Annotated in this window: 18 protein-coding genes; 5 read left to right on the top strand and 13 right to left on the bottom strand. The window is 71.3% G+C overall.

The annotated features are described in order from the left end of the window. The first annotated feature begins 97 nt into the window (after positions 1–97). A complete protein-coding gene (locus ABZU76_RS32300; protein WP_354876222.1) occupies positions 98–685 on the top strand; it encodes a GNAT family N-acetyltransferase in 588 nt (195 codons plus the stop codon). Between the two features lie 55 nt (positions 686–740). Here the strand turns inward: ABZU76_RS32300 and ABZU76_RS32295 are convergent, their stop codons facing one another. Beyond that, positions 741–1880 carry a GuaB3 family IMP dehydrogenase-related protein gene (locus tag ABZU76_RS32295; RefSeq protein WP_354876066.1) on the bottom strand — a complete coding sequence of 380 codons (1140 nt, stop codon included), beginning with the start codon at positions 1878–1880 and terminating at the stop codon, positions 741–743. 282 nt (positions 1881–2162) lie between these two features. On the opposite strand from ABZU76_RS32295, the gene ABZU76_RS32290 reads away from it, so the two are divergent. Further along, positions 2163–3440 (top strand): MFS transporter, encoded by a 1278-nt coding sequence (locus ABZU76_RS32290; RefSeq protein WP_354876064.1) that lies wholly within the window; start codon positions 2163–2165, stop codon positions 3438–3440. Here the strand turns inward: ABZU76_RS32290 and ABZU76_RS32285 are convergent. Then, positions 3343–3840 carry a hypothetical protein gene (locus ABZU76_RS32285; RefSeq protein ID WP_354876062.1) on the bottom strand — a complete coding sequence of 166 codons (498 nt, stop codon included), beginning with the start codon at positions 3838–3840 and terminating at the stop codon, positions 3343–3345. The genes ABZU76_RS32290 and ABZU76_RS32285 overlap by 98 nt on opposite strands. A gap of 259 nt (positions 3841–4099) precedes the next feature. After that, positions 4100–5611, bottom strand: coding sequence for an IMP dehydrogenase (gene guaB, locus ABZU76_RS32280; protein WP_220246151.1), 1512 nt, complete (start codon positions 5609–5611; stop codon positions 4100–4102). Positions 5612–5740: 129 nt separating this feature from the next. On the opposite strand from guaB, the gene ABZU76_RS32275 reads away from it, so the two are divergent. Continuing rightward, positions 5741–6136, top strand: coding sequence for a DUF5319 domain-containing protein (locus ABZU76_RS32275; RefSeq protein ID WP_220247349.1), 396 nt, complete (start codon positions 5741–5743; stop codon positions 6134–6136). Between the two features lie 144 nt (positions 6137–6280). Here ABZU76_RS32275 and ABZU76_RS32270 read toward each other — a convergent pair whose 3' ends face one another. From ABZU76_RS32270 to ABZU76_RS32250, 5 genes are all read right to left on the bottom strand, one after another. Further along, positions 6281–7282: an anti-sigma-D factor RsdA gene (locus tag ABZU76_RS32270; RefSeq protein WP_354876060.1), complete on the bottom strand. Its 1002-nt coding sequence runs from the start codon at positions 7280–7282 to the stop codon at positions 6281–6283. After that, entirely contained in the window at positions 7283–7855 is a 573-nt protein-coding gene (locus ABZU76_RS32265) for a sigma-70 family RNA polymerase sigma factor (protein WP_354876058.1), read from the bottom strand. A gap of 435 nt (positions 7856–8290) precedes the next feature. Then, on the bottom strand, positions 8291–8887 hold the full coding sequence (locus ABZU76_RS32260; RefSeq protein WP_020662719.1) for a response regulator transcription factor: 597 nt from the start codon (positions 8885–8887) through the stop codon (positions 8291–8293). Between the two features lie 131 nt (positions 8888–9018). Next, a complete protein-coding gene (locus ABZU76_RS32255) occupies positions 9019–9879 on the bottom strand; it encodes a hypothetical protein (RefSeq protein WP_354876056.1) in 861 nt (286 codons plus the stop codon). Positions 9880–9888: 9 nt separating this feature from the next. Then, positions 9889–10830: a MerR family transcriptional regulator gene (locus ABZU76_RS32250; RefSeq protein ID WP_354876054.1), complete on the bottom strand. Its 942-nt coding sequence runs from the start codon at positions 10828–10830 to the stop codon at positions 9889–9891. A 190-nt stretch (positions 10831–11020) separates the two neighbouring features. Between ABZU76_RS32250 and ABZU76_RS32245 the strand changes: the two genes are divergently transcribed. After that, positions 11021–11341: a WhiB family transcriptional regulator gene (locus ABZU76_RS32245; RefSeq protein WP_220246148.1), complete on the top strand. Its 321-nt coding sequence runs from the start codon at positions 11021–11023 to the stop codon at positions 11339–11341. Between the two features lie 6 nt (positions 11342–11347). On the opposite strand, the gene ABZU76_RS32240 is transcribed toward ABZU76_RS32245, so the two are convergent. Beyond that, the gene (locus ABZU76_RS32240; protein ID WP_354876053.1) at positions 11348–11998 is read right to left on the bottom strand and encodes a TetR/AcrR family transcriptional regulator; all 651 of its coding nucleotides are present in this window, start codon (positions 11996–11998) and stop codon (positions 11348–11350) included. Between the two features lie 91 nt (positions 11999–12089). Between ABZU76_RS32240 and ABZU76_RS32235 the strand changes: the two genes are divergently transcribed. Beyond that, a complete protein-coding gene (locus tag ABZU76_RS32235; protein ID WP_354876052.1) occupies positions 12090–12830 on the top strand; it encodes an SDR family NAD(P)-dependent oxidoreductase in 741 nt (246 codons plus the stop codon). Positions 12831–12858: 28 nt separating this feature from the next. Here ABZU76_RS32235 and ABZU76_RS32230 read toward each other — a convergent pair whose 3' ends face one another. From ABZU76_RS32230 to ABZU76_RS32215, 4 genes are all read right to left on the bottom strand, one after another. Further along, positions 12859–13368 carry a PadR family transcriptional regulator gene (locus ABZU76_RS32230; RefSeq protein ID WP_354876051.1) on the bottom strand — a complete coding sequence of 170 codons (510 nt, stop codon included), beginning with the start codon at positions 13366–13368 and terminating at the stop codon, positions 12859–12861. Positions 13369–13676: 308 nt separating this feature from the next. Then, the gene (gene groL, locus ABZU76_RS32225; protein ID WP_354876049.1) at positions 13677–15296 is read right to left on the bottom strand and encodes a chaperonin GroEL; all 1620 of its coding nucleotides are present in this window, start codon (positions 15294–15296) and stop codon (positions 13677–13679) included. 97 nt (positions 15297–15393) lie between these two features. Further along, on the bottom strand, positions 15394–15687 hold the full coding sequence (groES, locus tag ABZU76_RS32220; RefSeq protein ID WP_009072407.1) for a co-chaperone GroES: 294 nt from the start codon (positions 15685–15687) through the stop codon (positions 15394–15396). 213 nt (positions 15688–15900) lie between these two features. Continuing rightward, entirely contained in the window at positions 15901–16482 is a 582-nt protein-coding gene (locus tag ABZU76_RS32215; RefSeq protein WP_354876047.1) for a cadmium resistance transporter, read from the bottom strand. Positions 16483–16508: the final 26 nt, after the last annotated feature.

Here is a 16508-nt window from a genome sequence, read left to right as displayed (position 1 = left end):
AACCGAGCTCGGCCAACCGATACGATGCCCGCCGATGACGGTGAATTCGGTCCGAGCCCGGAGACGGGCCGGCGCGGCGAGCCAGGCCGGCGTGAAGGTGCGCCTGCGCGAGATCCGCCCCGCCGACCACCGCGTGCTCGCCGGGTTCGACCGCGACGCGGCGCGCGGCCACGACCTGCGTCTCGGCGGCTACCGGCACTGGGCCGCGCACCGCGGCCGGGCAGCCGATTCGGGCGACGACTTCCACTTCGCCATCGAGGCGCGGCACAGCCGGGCAGTGGTCGGGTCCATGTGGATCCAGGCCGATCCGGCGACGCGCCGCTTCAGCTACGGCATCGGGATCGGCCCGCAGCACCGCCGTTGCGGGTATGCCGCGGACGCCGTCGCCGTGCTGCTCACGGTCATGTTCGAGCAGCGCGGCTACCGCGAGTGCGTGGTGAGCGTGAACGGCGCCAACTTCGCTTCCCTTGCGCTGCACGGAGAACTCGGCTTCCGCGAGGAAGGCCGGCCGCGCGACACCGAGCTGCGGCACGGGGAGGTGCGGTACCCCGTCCTGATGGGACTCACGGCGGCCCGGTTCGCCGCGCACCGGCCGGCTGGGCGTGGACCCCTGCGCGCCGAGCGCGGTCGGCACTGGCGAACCCCGCGCCGAGGCCGGCACTGGGCGTCTCGCACCGCGTCCTGAAACTCGTGAAAGAGACCCCCACGTCCAGGACGCGGGGGCCTCACCAAGCGAACGATCAGCGGCGGACAGTCAGCCCGACCCGCTGGAACTCCTTGAGGTCCGAGTACCCCGTCTTCGCCATCGCGCGCCGCAGGGCGCCGAAGAGGTTCACCACGCCCTCGGCGTCCGAGGACGGGCCGAAGAGCAGCGTCTTCAGGTCCACCGCGTAGTCGGAGTCCGGGCCGGCGACGACGCGCGAGCGCGGCAGCGACGGGTGCGCCGCGGCGGCGGTCCAGTAGAGGCCCTGGCCGGGCGCGTCGGTGGCGGTCGCCAGCGGCGCGCCGAGCATCACGGCGTCGGCGCCGCAGGCGATGGCCTTGGCGATGTCTCCCGAGGTGGTCATGCCGCCGTCGGCGAGGACGTGGACGTAGCGGCCGCCGGTCTCGTCGAGATAGTCGCGGCGGGCGGCCGCGGCGTCGACGATGGCGGTGGCCATGGGGACGCCGATGCCGAGCACGCGGTCGGTGCTGGTGACGCCCGAGGTGTAGCCGTGGCCGACGATCACGCCCGCCGCGCCGGTGCGCATGAGGTGCATGGCCGTGCGGTAGTCGCTCACGCCGCCGGCGATCACCGGCACGTCGAGGCGGCCGATGAACTCCTTGAGGTTGAGCGGTTCCGCATCGCGCTGCACGTGTTCGGCGGAGATGATCGTGCCCTGCACCACGAGGATCTCGACGCCGGCGGCCAGCAGGTCGGGCGTGAGCTCGGCGGCGTGCTGCGGGCTCACGCGCGCGGCCACCGTGACGCCCGACTCGCGGACGGTCTTGATGGCCTCGCTCAGCAGGTCGAGCCGGACCGGCGCGGCGTGCAGCTCCTGCAGCTCGCGGACGACGGCCGCGGGGTCCTCGGTGTCCTCCGCGGCGCGGACCAGCCGGAAGATGGCGTCCTCGACGTTGGCGTGGCGCGCCCACAGGCCCTCGGCGTTGAGCACGCCCAGGCCGCCCAGCTCGCCGATCGCGACGGCCGTGCCCGGCGACACGATGGCGTCGGTCGGGTGCGTGACCAGCGGCAGGTCGAAGCGGTAGGCGTCGATCTGCCACGAGGTCGACACCACCGACGACGACCGCGTGCGCCGCGAGGGCACGATCTCCACGTCATCGAGGTCATATGCCCGCCGCGCGGTGCGACCCATCCCGATCTCGACCAGATCCCGCACGTGATGTCCCTTCTCGCACCGACGACAACGCTGTCCATTGTCGCTAGTCCGCGTGGGTGACGAACGCACGGGGGGCCTACTGCGCCGTTTGTCACCAATCCGACCACAGTCACGGCGGAGACCGCCGGCACACGCTGTGACGTGCAGTTGGGTGTCCGCCCGCCTTTGGTCGGATTGGTGACGCGGGCTCACAACCGCAGGTTGTGCACCGCGTCACGAGGTTGTTTGCCACCGCCGTTTCGCGCGCTGTTGGATGCGTCGGACGACTACAGGGGGACGAGAGTGGCGCTGGGGCAGGACTTCCGACGGCTGTGGCTGGCCTACGCCACGAGCACCGCGGGCACGTGGCTCGCGCTCGACGCGTTCCCGTTCATCGCCGTGACGGTGCTCCACAGCAGCACCACGGAGGTCTCGGTGCTGGCCGCGGCGGGCCTGGCCGTCGGCGCGCTGATCGCCGTGCCGCTCGGGCCGTGGGTGGAGTTCCGGCGCAAACGGCCGGTGCTGGTGGCGATGGACGCTGTGCGCTTCGTCGCACTGTTGACGTTGCCACTCGGCTACGCGCTGGGCGGGCTCACGTTCGGGCAGCTCGTGGCCGTGTCGGTGGTCGTGGCGACCGCGAACATCGTGTTCACGGCGGGCAGCGGCGCGTACCTCAAGGGCATGGCGACGGGCGAGGACCTGCTCGTCGCCAACGGCCGGTTCGAGACCACGCAGTGGACCGCCACCGCCGTCGGCCCGCCGTCGGGCGGAGCGCTGATCGGCGTGTTCGGACCACTCACGACCGTGGTGCTCGACAGCGTCAGCTACCTGCTCTCCGCGCTCGCGATCGGCGCCATCCGCACGCCCGAGCCGCCACCCACCGCGCGCCCGGCGACGGTCCGGACCAGGGACGTCCTCGACGGCTGGCACTACATCCTCGGCCACCCGCGGCTGCGCGCGTTGTTCCTCAACACGACGCTGGTGAACGGCCTGATCATGGCGACGTCACCGCTGCTCGCGATCCTGCTGCTGCGGGAGCTCGGGTTCGCGGCGTGGCAGTACGGGCTGGCGTTCGGCGTGCCGTGCCTCGGCGGGCTGCTCGGCTCGCGGCTGTCGCGCCGGATCACAGCGCGCTTCGGCCCCGAGCGCGTGCTGCTGGTGACGGGGACGCTGCGCGTGATCTGGCCGGTCGCACTCGCCTTCACGCCGCACGGGCCGGCGGGGCTGGGGTTCGTGATGCTCGTCGAGTTCGGGCTGATCCTCACGATCGGCATCTTCAACCCCGTCTCGGCCACCTACCGGCTGCAGGAGGCGGAGACCTCGCGCGCCGCCCGGGTGCTGTCCGCTTGGGGCATCACCGGCGGGGCGACACGGGCCGCGCTGACGCTGGTGTGGGGCGCGCTCGGCGCGTGGCTCGGCACGCGCGAGGCGATCGGCCTCGCGGGGCTGCTGATGCTGGCCACGCCCGTGCTGCTGTGGCGGGTCAGAACAACGTCACGCCCGCCACGGCCCCCGCGACCGCGGAAAGCAGGCCCACCGCCAGCGACACCGGCAGCGCCCGCTTCCCGCCCCGCACCATGAGGAACACCGCGTAGGCCAGCACGAGCACCCCGATCACGCCGCCCCAGACGGGGCCGACGAACAACGAGGTGCGCACGATCGTCGTCTCGCCGCCGCTGCGCACCGCGCGCACGGCGCCGGAGCGGTCGGCCCGGGTGAGCTCCACGGAGGCGCCGACGCCGGCGTCGAGGCGCGGGTCGTCGCCTGAGACCTCGACGTCTTCGCCGATCTGGGTGATGAACCGCACCACGTACCGGATCGTGCGGTCACCGGCGCCGGGCACTTCGCGGCAGCTCACGACCTGCGCGGCCTCGACGTGCGCCGGTCCTGCGTACTCCACCACGAGACCCGCCGCGACGGTCGCCGGCACGGCGAAGCCGACGACGACCACGAACAACTCGGCGAGACGATCCGCTTTCACCGCACCACTCAGCCGCACCGCGGCCGTCGCCGTGAGGGGACAAATGCCGCTCAGTGCTCAGGGCCCCGAAAACCGCGTCAGAAGGAGACGCGCTCCACGGAATCCGTGCGCAGCACCGATTCCTGCCGGAACCGCCGCCGCGGTGACAGCCAGCACAACCCGCCGTGAAATCGACATCCCGCCCGCCCCCTCGAGAAAGATCAATGTCTCGAAGTGTGCCGGGACGGGCGGGATGTCGGGAAGATCCGTTCGGGCGGAGTTACCGCGCGGAGTAGTTCGGGGCCTCGACGGTCATCGTGATGTCGTGCGGGTGGCTCTCCTTCAGCCCGGCCGCCGTGATGCGCACGAGCTGCGCCTCCTGCAGCTGCGCGATGGTCTCGGCGCCCGCGTAGCCCATGCCGGCGCGCAGGCCGCCGACGAGCTGGTGCACGACGTTGGCGAGCGGCCCGCGGAACGGGATGCGGCCTTCGATGCCCTCGGGGACGAGCTTGTCCTCGTTGAGCACGTCGTCCTGCGCGTAGCGGTCCTTCGAGTACGACTTGCCCTGGCCGCGCGACTGCATCGCACCCAGGGAACCCATGCCGCGGTAGACCTTGAACTGCTTGCCGCCGACGAGGATCAGGTCGCCGGGCGACTCGGCGGTGCCGGCGAGCAGGCTGCCCAGCATCACGCTGGACGCGCCGGACGCGATGGCCTTGGCGATGTCACCGGAGTACTGGATGCCGCCGTCGCCGATCACCGGGATGCCGGCCGGGCGGCAGGCCTGGTCGGCCTCGTAGATCGCGGAGATCTGCGGCACACCGACACCGGCGACAATGCGCGTGGTGCAGATCGAGCCCGGGCCGACGCCGACCTTCACGCCGTCCACGCCCGCGTCGACGAGCGCCTGCGCGCCCGCGCGCGTGGCGACGTTGCCGCCGACGATGTCGACGGTGTCGCCCAGCTCCTTCTTCAGCAGCTTGACGGTTTCGACCACGGCGCGGGAGTGGCCGTGGGCGGTGTCGACCATCAGCACGTCGACGCCGGCCTCGGCCAGGGTCATCGCGCGCTTGTGCCCGTCGGCGCCGACGCCCACGGCCGCGCCGACGATCAGGCGGCCGTCGGTGTCCTTGGTGGCGTTGGGGTACTGCTCGGTCTTCACGAAGTCCTTGACCGTGATCAGGCCGCGGAGCTTGCCCGCGCCGTCGACGATCGGCAGCTTCTCGATCTTGTGCCGGCGCAGCAGGCCGAGCGCGGCGTCGGCCGTGACGCCGACCTGCGCGGTGATCAGCGGCGCCTTCGTCATGACTTCGCTGACCAGACGGGTGTAGTCGACCTCGAACCGCATGTCGCGGTTGGTGATGATGCCCACGAGCGAACCGGACGCGTCGGTGACCGGGACGCCGGAGATGCGGAAGCGGGCGCAGAGGGCGTCGACCTCGGCGAGCGTGTCGTCGGGCGAACAGGTGACCGGGTCGGTGACCATGCCGGCCTCGGACCGCTTCACCACCTCGACGGCGGCGGCCTGCTCGTCGATCGGCAGGTTGCGCTGCAGCACGCCGATGCCGCCCTGGCGCGCCATGGCGATCGCCATGCGGGCTTCGGTGACGGTGTCCATGGCGGCGGAAACCAGCGGGACGTTGAGGGTGATGTTGCGCGTGAGACGGGTACTGGTGTCGACCCCGCTGGGCACCACGTCGGATTCGGCCGGCAGCAGCAGCACGTCGTCGAAGGTCAGACCCAGCATCGCGAACTTGCTGGGCACGGGGGCGGTGATGCTTTCGCTGGTCATAGCGGGCGAAGGGCCTTCCTGGCGGGGGTGAGCGATCTGGCCGAGGGGCTGGCTGAGCCTTCCCCTCATGATATCCGGGGTCCGCGCCTGACCCGGGTGGGTGGGGACGGGCGCCACACGGCGGGTACCGTGCAGGCCGTGCCGCACGACGTGTTGCCCCCCGACCCCTTCGCGGACGACCCGGACGATCCGGCCCGGGCGTTCCTCGATCCCGAAGACCAGCTGGACGAGCCCATCAGCCCGGACGAACGCACCGAGCTGCTGGCCGACCTCTCCGACCTGGCGGTGTACCAAGCCCTCCTGGAGCCTCGCGGCGTCCGCGGCATCGTCGTGGACTGCGGCGAATGCGACGAACCCCACTACCACGACTGGCACCTCTTGCGCGCGAGCCTCGAACAGCTGCTCGCGGACGGCCGCATGCGCCCCCACGAGCCGGCCTTCGACCCGAACCCCGGCGACTACGTGAGCTGGGACTACTGCCGCGGCTTCGCCGACGGCGTGACGGCGAACGAGAGCGCGTACTGAATTTTTTGCTGTTGCGTTGACCGGCCCTGGTGAGACTGCTCACCAGGGCCGTTCTCGTCTCCGGCGGGGCTGACCCGACCGACCCGGCTGATCCGGAGACGAAAAACGCCCCGGCCGGAGCCAGGGCGTTTTCGATGCGAGGTCTTACGGGTTCTCCGGCGAGCTGTTCTGGCCGCCGACGGTCCCGCTTTCCGAGGATTCGTTGGATTCGTTGCGGGGGCTGCCGCCGCCGCTGCCGGGGTCGTTGCCCGTCGCGTTGCCCGTGGCGTCGGTGGGTGTAGTCGGCGGCGTGGGCGTGTCGGTGGTGGTGTCCGGGGGCGGCGGAGGCGGGGGCGGCGGCGCCGTGACGCTGGTCGTGTCCGGCTGGCTCGTGGAGCCCGAGCCGGTGCCGGGCAGGGACGTCGGCTGGCCGCTCGACTGCTGCGACGCCGTGTTGGCCGGGTTGTTGACCGGCGGCGGCGTGGACGGGTTGTTCGGCGGGTTCTGGCCCGTGGTGGGCACGGTGGGGGCACCGAGCTGGGCGGCGAGCTGGCGGTGCTGCTCGAGCAGCTGGTCGCGGTTCTCGTCGTCGGTGACCTGGTTCAGGGCGGCCTGCGCGTCGTCGAGGGCCTTGCGGGCGTCGGCGAGGCGGTTGTCGGCCAGGGCGAGGTTCGCCTTCTCGAGGTCGAGCTTCGCCGCGGCGGCGGCTTCGACCGAGTGGGCGTGGTCGGTGTAAAGGACCTTGGTCAGGCCCCACAGCGTGTCGCCGGGCTGGGCGTCGCGTGCGGCGAGGCCGGTGCCGGCGAACGCAATGGCCACCGCGGCGCACGCGGCGGCGACCGGCACCAGGATGCGGCGCCGTCGGCTGCGGTCGGCACGTTTGCGCGCCAGCGAAGCCGTCTTCACGGTGGTGACGGCGGTGTCGACGTCGACCAGCTCTGCCAGCGGCTCGCTGTCGATGTCGCGGCGCCAGGCGAGCAGCAGAGCGTTGAGCTCCTGGTCGCCGAGCCCGTCGGCGATGGCCGGGTCCGTGCCGCCGAGTGCGTCGAGCAGTGCGTCGTCGGCCTGGATGGCCGTGAGGTCACCGTCGGCCTCCGGCTCGTAGGCCGTCATGCCGCTCGTGAACGCGGACGGCGACAGGTCACGATCGTCGTCGTGATCGGTCACTCAGATCACCTCCTCGGCGGCGAGCACCTTACGCAGGCGAGCAAGCGCTCGGTGCTGGGCCACTCGAACGGCACCAGGGGTCGACCCGACGGCCTCCGCGGTCTCTTCCGCCGACAAGCCCACCACGACGCGCAGCACGACGATCTCGCGCTGTTTGTCGGGGAGCACCTTCAGCAGCTGTGCCATCCGTTCGTTCAGCTCGCCCTGCAACGCGCGCTGTTCCGGACCGACGCCGACCTCGACCTCGTCGGGGACCTCGGCCACCGGTTCAGCCCGGTTGCGGGCCGCCGCGCGGTGCGCGTCGGCCACCTTGTGCTGGGCGATGCCGTAGACGAAAGCCAGGAACGGGCGACCTTGTTCACGGTACGAAGGCAATGCCGTGAGCACCGCGAGACACACCTCCTGCGCAACATCGTCTGCCGAAGCGAACGAACGCTCCTGCCTGCCAACTCGAGCGCGGCAATACCGCACTACCAGGGGGCGGATGGCCGCCAGCAGCCGATCGACTGCCTGGGGGTCTCCCTCCACGGCAGCGGCGACCGGCTCATCCAATCCGTCCCCCACATTGGCCATCGCAGACAACAGTCCCAGTGTTACGTGTAGGCGTGCAAAGAATCCGGCGCGTGGTCATCGTGCCCCGCCCGCCGGTGACAGTTACCGTACCGTCGGCGACCTCTCCGACAACCGCCAGAGGTGGTCACCGGCGAGCCGCGTCCGTGGACCCGGCCGCACCGCACATGTCGACCAGAAGACCAACGATCGGCTGACCTGCGGGGTACGACTTGCTGCCCGGGAGGGTGGCGCCGGCTGGGAGCCTGCCCGAGCGGTGGGGACGAAGGCGACGAACGTGACAGGTGACACATCTGTCACCGATGACACAGGTCAAGACCCGAGGACACAGGTACGGGCCAGGGCGGCAACCCTGGCCCGTCGTCACCGTGGCGTCAGAACGGACAACCTGTCACGCGGAGCGTGGTCTGGCAGTTACTCGATTTCAGGACGCAGTACTCACGACACGAGGCCACGGCGGAAACCGTGGGCCACGGCCTGGGCGCGGTCGCGGACGCCGAGCTTGCGGAACAGCCGCCGCGCGTGCGTCTTCACCGTGTCCTCGGACAGGTACAGCTCACGGCCGATCTGGCCGTTGCTCTTGCCCTGACTCATGCCGCGCAGCACCTGCAGCTCGCGCTCGGTGAGCTGCACGCCGGGGTCCGACGGCTGGCGCGGCGCCGGCACCGAGGTGCTGGCGAGCGTGTGGGCCAGTGCGGCGACCAGCTCGGGGCGCGAGGCGTCCCAGCGGAGGTAGCCGCGGGCACCGCCGGCGATGGCGGCGGCGATGCTGCCGGCGTCGTCGGGGGCACCGAAGACGATGACGTTCGCCTGGGGGTTCGCGGAGACGAGCCGCCGAGTGGCTTCGACGCCCGTCGGGACCGCGCGCTGCGTCCCGACCAGCACGACGTCGACCGGCTGACGGGTGTACCGGGCCAACAGCTCGTCACCGTGCGCTACGCAGTCGATGCGACTGACCCCTGGGACCGCGGACATCACACGGGTGAGCCCTTCGCGGACACTGCGTCGGTCGTCGCAGATCAAGACCGTCGTCACGGGGTTTCCTTCCTGCAGCCGGGTGACATTCCACTTCCCCTATCGGACGCTTTAGCCCGAACCTTGACACGATCCGGTGGCTTTTTTTGAAGTTTCTTAGCCCGGATGCCGGAACGGCGTTTCCAGAGGGCTCAACCCGGCCTCTCTGGCACCCACGGTGAATCCTCTGCGATCCGCATCACGCAAGGATCTGCGTGCCGTAACACTGCGTGCAACACCTCAAGGCTTCTGAATCGATAATTCTCGGCGTGTCCGGGGTCCAGATCGGCCGCCACGCGGGTCGCCACCCAAATAAGTGAATAGAGTTCGTATTTCTCGGCGGCCATGGCGGCATTTGTGACGACGTCGAGTGCAGTAGCGCGTTGCTCCGGTTCCCCGGCCGTCGCGAGTGCGACTCCGAGCACGATGTCGGATTTGACGACGTGCCGAGACGAGCCGCGCACCCGCGCCGTTTCCGCAGCTCGCCGCGCGGGCGCGATCGCTTCACGCGGGCGGCCGGCGGCCAGCTCGATCTCGGCGCCGACCCAACCGCCGCGGACGGTCGCGCGCCAGCGGTCGTCGGCCTCCGCCGCGCGGGCCGCCAGACGCCGGGCGGCGGCGAGGCGGCCCAGGGCGAGGTTGTCGGCGGCCAGGCCGAGCAGGGCGTCTGCTCGCGCGCCGGACGCGTCGAGGCCGTCCGGGTCCACGCGGGTCGCGCCGGCACCGTCCAGAGCCACCAGGGCCTCCCCGTCCAGCGCCCGCGCGGCGACGTGCCCGCCGAGCTGACGGCGGTGCGACGCCAGCGTGGTCGCGGCCAGCGAGGCCACCACCGGGTCGGCACCCCGGCGCAGGTCGGCCAGCGCCGTGGCCGCGGCGGCGTAGCGACCCTGGGCGCCGAGCACGACGGCGGCCAGCAGCCGCTGCCGGGGCGCGGCGGAGCGCGGCGCAGTGACAGGCACCGGCGGCGGCACGAGATCGCCGAACGCGAGCTCGACGAGGGAGGTTCGGGGCACGGGACCTTTCTAGCGCCCCGCCCCGACAAGAACGTGCTCGACGCGGCCCGCGGCGGCGGGCAGGTCGGCGAGCAGCTCGACCTTGTCGGGCAGCGTGGCGACGTCCCAGCCGGGCCCGCACGCGAACAGCCGGCTGCGCTGGCGGCCGCGGGACACCCGCGCGAACAGCCGCGGGTCCGCCGCGTCGCGCCGGTGCGCCCACAGCACCACCGCGGCAGGCGCGCTGCGTCGCACGGCCACCGCCAGGACCTCCGCGGGCAGCGGCACACCGAACAGCTGCGCGCCGATCCGCCGCCCGGCCAGCGCGGCCGCGAGCGCGTAGACCGGCATGGTGTCGCGTTCCTCCGGCACGCACGCGAGCAGCACAGGACGCAGGTTGAGCGGCGCGTCGAGCACGGGCGTCGCGCGGACGAGCGCCGCGTACACGCACTCGGCCAGCAGGTACTCGACCTCGGCGCCGGCACTGACCCCGCGCCAGCGCGCGCCGAGCGCCGTGAGCACCGGCTCGACCACACCCGACCACGCGGCGAGCACGCCCAGCTCATCGAGGGCCTCGGCCAGCATGCGCTGCACGGCGCCGACGTCCATGGCCAGCGCGGCCGTGCTCAGGCGGCGGGCCAGGCGCGACGGGACCTCACCGTCGGCGGGCGCGGAGTGTGCCGGGGTCGCGGGTTCGTCGGCGGGCGGGACGATCTCCGCGCGTGGCATCTGCTGCAGCGCGTAGCGAGCGGCTTCGGCTGTCGAGGCACCGCGGAGGAGGGCGCGCTGCATGAGCTCGAGGCGGTCGATGTCGGAGCTGCCGTAGCGACGGTGCCTGCCGTCGGTGTGGCGGCTGGGGCCAAGGCCGTAGCGGCGGTCCCAGGTACGGAGGGTCGACGGGGCGACCCCGAGGCGGCGAGCGACCGAGGCCACCGGCAGGGTGGGTTCTCCTTCACGCGCTCCGGATCCCACCCGGCCAATATCCAGGCCCGCGAGAGTCACGGCAACCGGAGCCAAAACCCCTGCTCACCATTCCGGGGGATGCCTAACGGCTGAATCATCCCGAAGCCCTTGAACAACTATTGGCGCGCTTCTAACGTTACCGCCGTTGCACCGAATGGAGTATCGGCACCACAGCAGAGCAGCTAATGGCATCGACCGGATGACGGAGGCGGTCAGGATGGCAGACACGCGCAGGCTCCCCGGTCCCAACGCAGATATGTGGGACTGGCAGCTGGAGGGGTCGTGTCGGGGGATGGACAGCGCGGCGTTCTTTCACCCGGACGGCGAGCGGGGTCCGGCTAGGGCACGCCGTGAGGCCAGGGCGAAGGCGGTCTGCCTGGCCTGCCCGGTGCTGGACATGTGCCGGCGGCACGCACTGGCCGTGCACGAGCCCTACGGGATCTGGGGCGGACTGTCGGAGTCCGAGCGGGAGAACCTGATCAAGCAGGACAAACGAGCGCTGAGCATGTCCGGCGGCTGAGCGCGATCACGAACTCGCGACAGGGGCGGTGTCCACTTCGGACGCCGCCCCTGTCGCGTGTCCGGCGTCGGTGCCCGGCCACGAGCACATCGCCAGGTCGATGGCGGCGGTGAGCCCAGCGAGGTCGACGCCGTCGCGGGCCTGCATCGACAGCCCGAACAGCACCGTGGCGTAGTAAGCGCCGAGCGCGTCGGGGTCCCCGGTCAGCTCGCCGGCGTCGATGCCCCGCTGCAGCCGCTCGCGGACCAGCTGGCGCACTTCCGCGCGCGATTCGGCGAGCAGGTCGCACACGCCCCGGTTCGCGGGCGAGCAGTTCGTGCCGGACAGCACGACCATGCAGCCCGTGGGGTGGCCCGGCTCCACGTACGTGCGGGCGTTGTCCCGAAGCATCGTTTCGATGGCTTCGCGCGCCGTCGGCTCTTCGGCCAGCGCGCGGGGCGTGTGGCTGCCGTACGTGGTGCCGTAGCGGTCGACGGCCTCGCGGAACAGCGCCTCCTTGCTGCCGAAGGCCGCGTACAGGCTGGGCGGGTTGATGCCCATCGCGCCGGTGAGGTCGGCGAGCGACGTGCCCTCGTAACCGCGCTCCCAGAACACGAACATCGCCTGCGTGAGCGCGTGTTCTCGGTCGAACGCGCGGGGCCGGCCACGCGGTGACATGGACCACCTTCTTTAGCAAGCGATACAAAATACTTGACGCCGCCATGCTACAACGTCTTTTATGTAGTCATCGATACAGAAAGGAACCTCGATGGGAACGCTGGACGGCAAGGTCGCCCTGGTGACAGGCGGCAGCCGAGGCATCGGCGCGGCGATCGCGAAGCGGCTCGCCGCTGACGGCGCCGACGTCGCCATCACTTACGAACGCTCCGCGGACAAGGCGGCCAAGGTCGTCACCGAGGTCGAGGAACAAGGCCGGCGCGGCCTCGCGCTGCAGGCCGACTCCGCGGACGCCGCGGCGGTGGCCTCGGCCGTCGACCGCGTCGCCGAGGAGCTCGGCGGGCTCGACATCCTGGTCAACAACGCGGGTATCTCCATCGCGGCGCCGCTCGACGAGCTCTCGCTCGACGACATCGACCGCACGCTCTCGGTGAACGTGCGCGCCGTGCTGGTCGCCACGCAGGCGGCGCTGAAGCACCTCCCCCGCGGCGGCCGCGTGGTCTCCATCGGCAGCGACCTCGCCGAGCGCGTGCCGTTCCCCGGCATGAGCCTGTACTCGGCGAGCAAGGCGGCGCTGATCGGCTTCACGCGCGGCCTGGCGCGCGACCTCGGGCCGCGGGGCATCACCGCCACCGTGGTCCACCCGGGCTCGACGAACACTGACATGAACCCGGTCGACGGTCCCAGCGCCGCGGCACAGGTGCCGCACATCGCGCTCGGCCACTACGCGGACGCGGCGGACGTCGCCGCGACCGTGGCCCATCTGGCGGGCCCGGACGGCCGCTACCTGACGGGCACGGCGATCACGGTCGACGGCGGGTTCACCGCCTGAGCCGCGGGGCGCCGGTTCCGGCCGGCGCTCACCGGGGCCGCACCGCCAGCCCGGTCCAGAACCGGAGGGCGGCGCGGTCCAGCTCAAGGGCCAGCTGCGTGGCGTGGTCGGACGCGGCGGCGGTGCCGTGCCGGGCAATGCGGCCGCGGTGCTGCTCGACCTGTTCGGCCGCGAGCCGCGAAAGGCTCTCAGGGTCGGCGAGGTCGCTGAACGCGAGCTTGAGCCAGGCCACGCCGCGGATCTCGGCCGGCTCGGCGTCGGGGCGGCGCAGCCACTCCCGCAGCGCTCGGTGGCCGGCTTCGGTGACGCAGTAGGTCTTGCGACGGCGGCCGGACGTCTCCTGGTCACCTTCGAGCAGGCCTTGTTCCTGCAGCCGGCCGGAAATCGCGTACAGCTGCGCGTGCGGGACGGGCCAGTGCTGCCCGATCGAGCGGCGCAACGCCTGCTTCACCGCGTACGGCGTGGTCACGCCGAGCCGGGCGACCATGCCGAGCACCACGTAGGCCGTGGCGGAAAGCTCTCGCGTTCCCGAAGTCATCGGCGCCTCCAGTAGTCACAGTGAAACTACTCGACGGCACCGGGAAAACCGGCGGCCAAGATCTTCCGCACACAACCGGTCAGGCCGCGGCGTGCGTGCGCCGGACGTCGCCTGTGGCGGAGGCCGAACCAGTCGGTGCTCGCCAGAGGGAAACCCAGGCGCACCACGCGATCCTCGTAGAGCGGGAACCTCGTAGGTCACGCGGTCGCCGTCGAGGTCCCGCGAGCAGCGGCTCCCCCAGGACCAAAAGAACCGGGGCGGCACCCCCTCGAAAGGGAGTACCGCCCCGGTTCGGCGTGCTGGTGGAACTAGTGCGAGTGACCGTGGCCGTGGCCGGCGTCGGGTTCCTCGTCGACCGGCTTCTCGACCACGGCGCTCTCCGTGGTGAGCACGAGCCGGGCGATGGACGCGGCGTTGGCGACCGCGGAGCGGGTCACCTTGACCGGGTCGACGATGCCCGCCGCGATCAGGTCGGTGAGCTCGCCGGTGGCGGCGTTGAAGCCCTCGCCCCAGCTCTGCTCCTGGACCTTGTTCACGATGACCGCGCCCTCGTGGCCCGCGTTGGTCGCGATCCAGAACAGCGGGGCGGTGAGCGCGTCGCGGACGATGCGGACGCCCGTGGCCTCGTCACCGGAGAACTCGGACTCGAGCCCTGCCAATTCCTTGACCGCGTGGACCAGAGCCGAGCCACCACCGGGGAGGATGCCCTCCTCGACGGCCGCCTTCGTGGACGCAACGGCGTCCTCGATGCGGTGCTTGCGCTCGTTGAGCTCGGTCTCGGTGGCCGCGCCGACCTTGATCACGGCCACGCCGCCGCCGAGCTTCGCGAGCCGCTCCTGCAGCTTTTCGCGGTCCCAGTCGGAGTCGGTGGTCTCGATCTCGTTGCGGATCTGCGCGATCCGGCCGGCGATGGCGTCCTTGGAGCCCGCGCCGTCGACGATCGTGGTGTCGTCCTTGGTGACGACGATCCGGCGCGCGCGACCCAGCGAGCTGAGGTCGATCTCGGACAGCTTCACGCCGATCTCGGCGGACACGACCTCGCCGCCGGTGATGAACGCGAGGTCGTCCAGGAACGCCTTGCGGCGGTCGCCGAAGAACGGCGCCTTGACCGCGACGGCGGTGATCGTCTTGCGCAGCGAGTTCACCACGAGGGTGGACAGCGCCTCGCCGTCGACGTCCTCGGCGATGATCAGCAGCGGCTTCTTGGCCTCGACGACCTTCTCCAGCACCGGGAGCAGGTCGGCCAGCGCCGAGATCTTCTCGCGGGACAGCAGGATGTAGGCGTCCTCGAGGATCGCCTTCTGGTCCTCGGGGTTGGTCGCGAAGTGCGCCGACAGGAAGCCCTTGTCGAACTGCACGCCCTCGGTGATCACGAGCTCGGTCGCCAGGGTCGACGACTCCTCGATGGTGATCACGCCGTCCTCGCCCACGCGCTCGACGGCCTCGCCGAGCAGCTGGCCGATCGTGGCGTCGCGGGAGGTGACGGTGCCGACCTGCGCGATGTTCTCGCGGCCCTTGACCGGGGTGGCCTTGGACTTGAGGACCTCGATGACCTTCTCGGCCGCGGCCTCGATGCCCTTGCCGACAGAGGTCGGGTTGGCGCCGGCGGCGACGTTGCGAAGGCCGTGCTTGACCAGCGACTGGGCGAGCACCGTGGCGGTGGTCGTGCCGTCACCGGCGACGTCGTTGGTCTTCGTGGCCACGTTCTTGGCCAGCTGCGCGCCGAGGTTCTCGAACGGGTCGTCGAGCTCGATCTCACGGGCGACGGTCACTCCGTCGAGGGTGATGGTCGGGCCGCCGAACTTCTTGTCCAGAACGACGTGGCGACCACGCGGGCCGAGGGTCACCTTGACGGCGTCGGCGAGCTTGTTCACCCCGCGCTCGAGCGCGCGACGAGCGTCCTCGTCGAAACTGATCTGCTTGGGCATAGCGTGTTCCGCTTACCTTTCAGGGGTTTTTGAACGCAAGAACGCCCCGTCCCCCGGCTTGTGCGGGGCCCGGGGCGTCATGCGCTTCGAGCGGACGTCAGTTGATGACGGCCAGCACGTCGCGGGCGGAGAGGATCAGGTAGTCCTCGCCGTTGTACTTGACCTCGGTGCCGCCGTACTTGGAGTAGATCACGACGTCGCCCACGGCCACGTCGAGCGGCACGCGGTTGCCCTTGTCGTCGATCCGGCCCGGGCCCACGGCCAGAACCTTGCCCTCCTGGGGCTTTTCCTTGGCGGTGTCGGGGATGACGAGGCCGGAAGCGGTCGTCTCCTCGGCCTCGCTCGTCTGGACAACGATCTTGTCCTCGAGCGGCTTGATGTTCACGCTCACCGGGTTGACCTCCACGGTCGTCGAAAGCGTCGGCAGGATGACTTACGGCTCCTACCACCCCCGCCGTCGCGGGTGCCGGGCGTGTTCGGGCCGTTCGATTAGCACTCTAGCCACGGGAGTGCCAGCAGTGCAAGGAGGGTCCATCTGACGTGCGGGAATCCTCGGCGAGGCGGGCTGACCGGGGGTTTTGTTCCGCGATCGTTTCGGACCCCGTCACCAGGCGCCGTCGATCAGGATGAGCAGGCCGATGCCGATCAGCACGGCGGGCAGGACGATGTGGCCCCAGCGCGCGAGCACCCGTGCGACGGCGGAGCGCGTGGCGAGGTGGCGGCCGGCGGCGAGCCAGGCGGCGACCAGCACGAGGAACACGACCGCGTAGACGCTCGTGCCGCCCGGTCCGGCGGTGGCGAAGACGGGGACGTAGACGCCGATGTTGTCGCCGCCGTTGGCGAACGTGACGGCGGCGACTTCGAGAGTCCGCGGCCGGTCGGGCCGGGTGGTTCCCCCGTCGTCGCCGCGGCGGCGCCAGGCCTGGACGGCGGCGCGGATCCCCAGCGCGATCGGCAGCAGGCCGAGGTACCGGACGAAGCCGGCCGGCAGGAACGTCACCCCGAATGCGGCCGCCACGGCGACGGCGAGGATGGCCAGGAACCCGAGGTACTGGCCGATCGCGACGGCCCGGGTCGCGCCGGGCAGGCCCGCGCCGCGGGCGAAGAACAGGGCCAGCACGAGGAGGTCGTCGACGTTGGTCACGACGAACAGGCCCACGGCCTGGCCGACGACGGTCAGGTGCACCCTTGCGAGGGTGCCAGGACCCGCTC

Origin of the sequence: Amycolatopsis sp. NPDC005232, from assembly GCF_040607795.1 — a bacterium.
Classification (GTDB): domain Bacteria; phylum Actinomycetota; class Actinomycetes; order Mycobacteriales; family Pseudonocardiaceae; genus Amycolatopsis.
Note: the sequence above shows the minus strand (reverse complement) of the source record. Positions and strands in the feature narration are given on the sequence as shown.

Excerpts from the sequence above, each read along its gene's own strand:
- ABZU76_RS32240 (WP_354876053.1), bottom strand. The coding sequence starts at position 11,998 with ATGTCACCGCGTGGCCGGCCCCGCGCGTTCGACCGAGAACACGCGCTC.
- groL (WP_354876049.1), bottom strand. The coding sequence starts at position 15,296 with ATGCCCAAGCAGATCAGTTTCGACGAGGACGCTCGTCGCGCGCTCGAG.
- ABZU76_RS32235 (WP_354876052.1), top strand. The coding sequence starts at position 12,090 with ATGGGAACGCTGGACGGCAAGGTCGCCCTGGTGACAGGCGGCAGCCGA.
- ABZU76_RS32265 (WP_354876058.1), bottom strand. The coding sequence starts at position 7,855 with ATGGCCAATGTGGGGGACGGATTGGATGAGCCGGTCGCCGCTGCCGTG.
- ABZU76_RS32245 (WP_220246148.1), top strand. The coding sequence starts at position 11,021 with ATGACGGAGGCGGTCAGGATGGCAGACACGCGCAGGCTCCCCGGTCCC.
- ABZU76_RS32230 (WP_354876051.1), bottom strand. The coding sequence starts at position 13,368 with ATGACTTCGGGAACGCGAGAGCTTTCCGCCACGGCCTACGTGGTGCTC.
- guaB (WP_220246151.1), bottom strand. The coding sequence starts at position 5,611 with ATGACCAGCGAAAGCATCACCGCCCCCGTGCCCAGCAAGTTCGCGATG.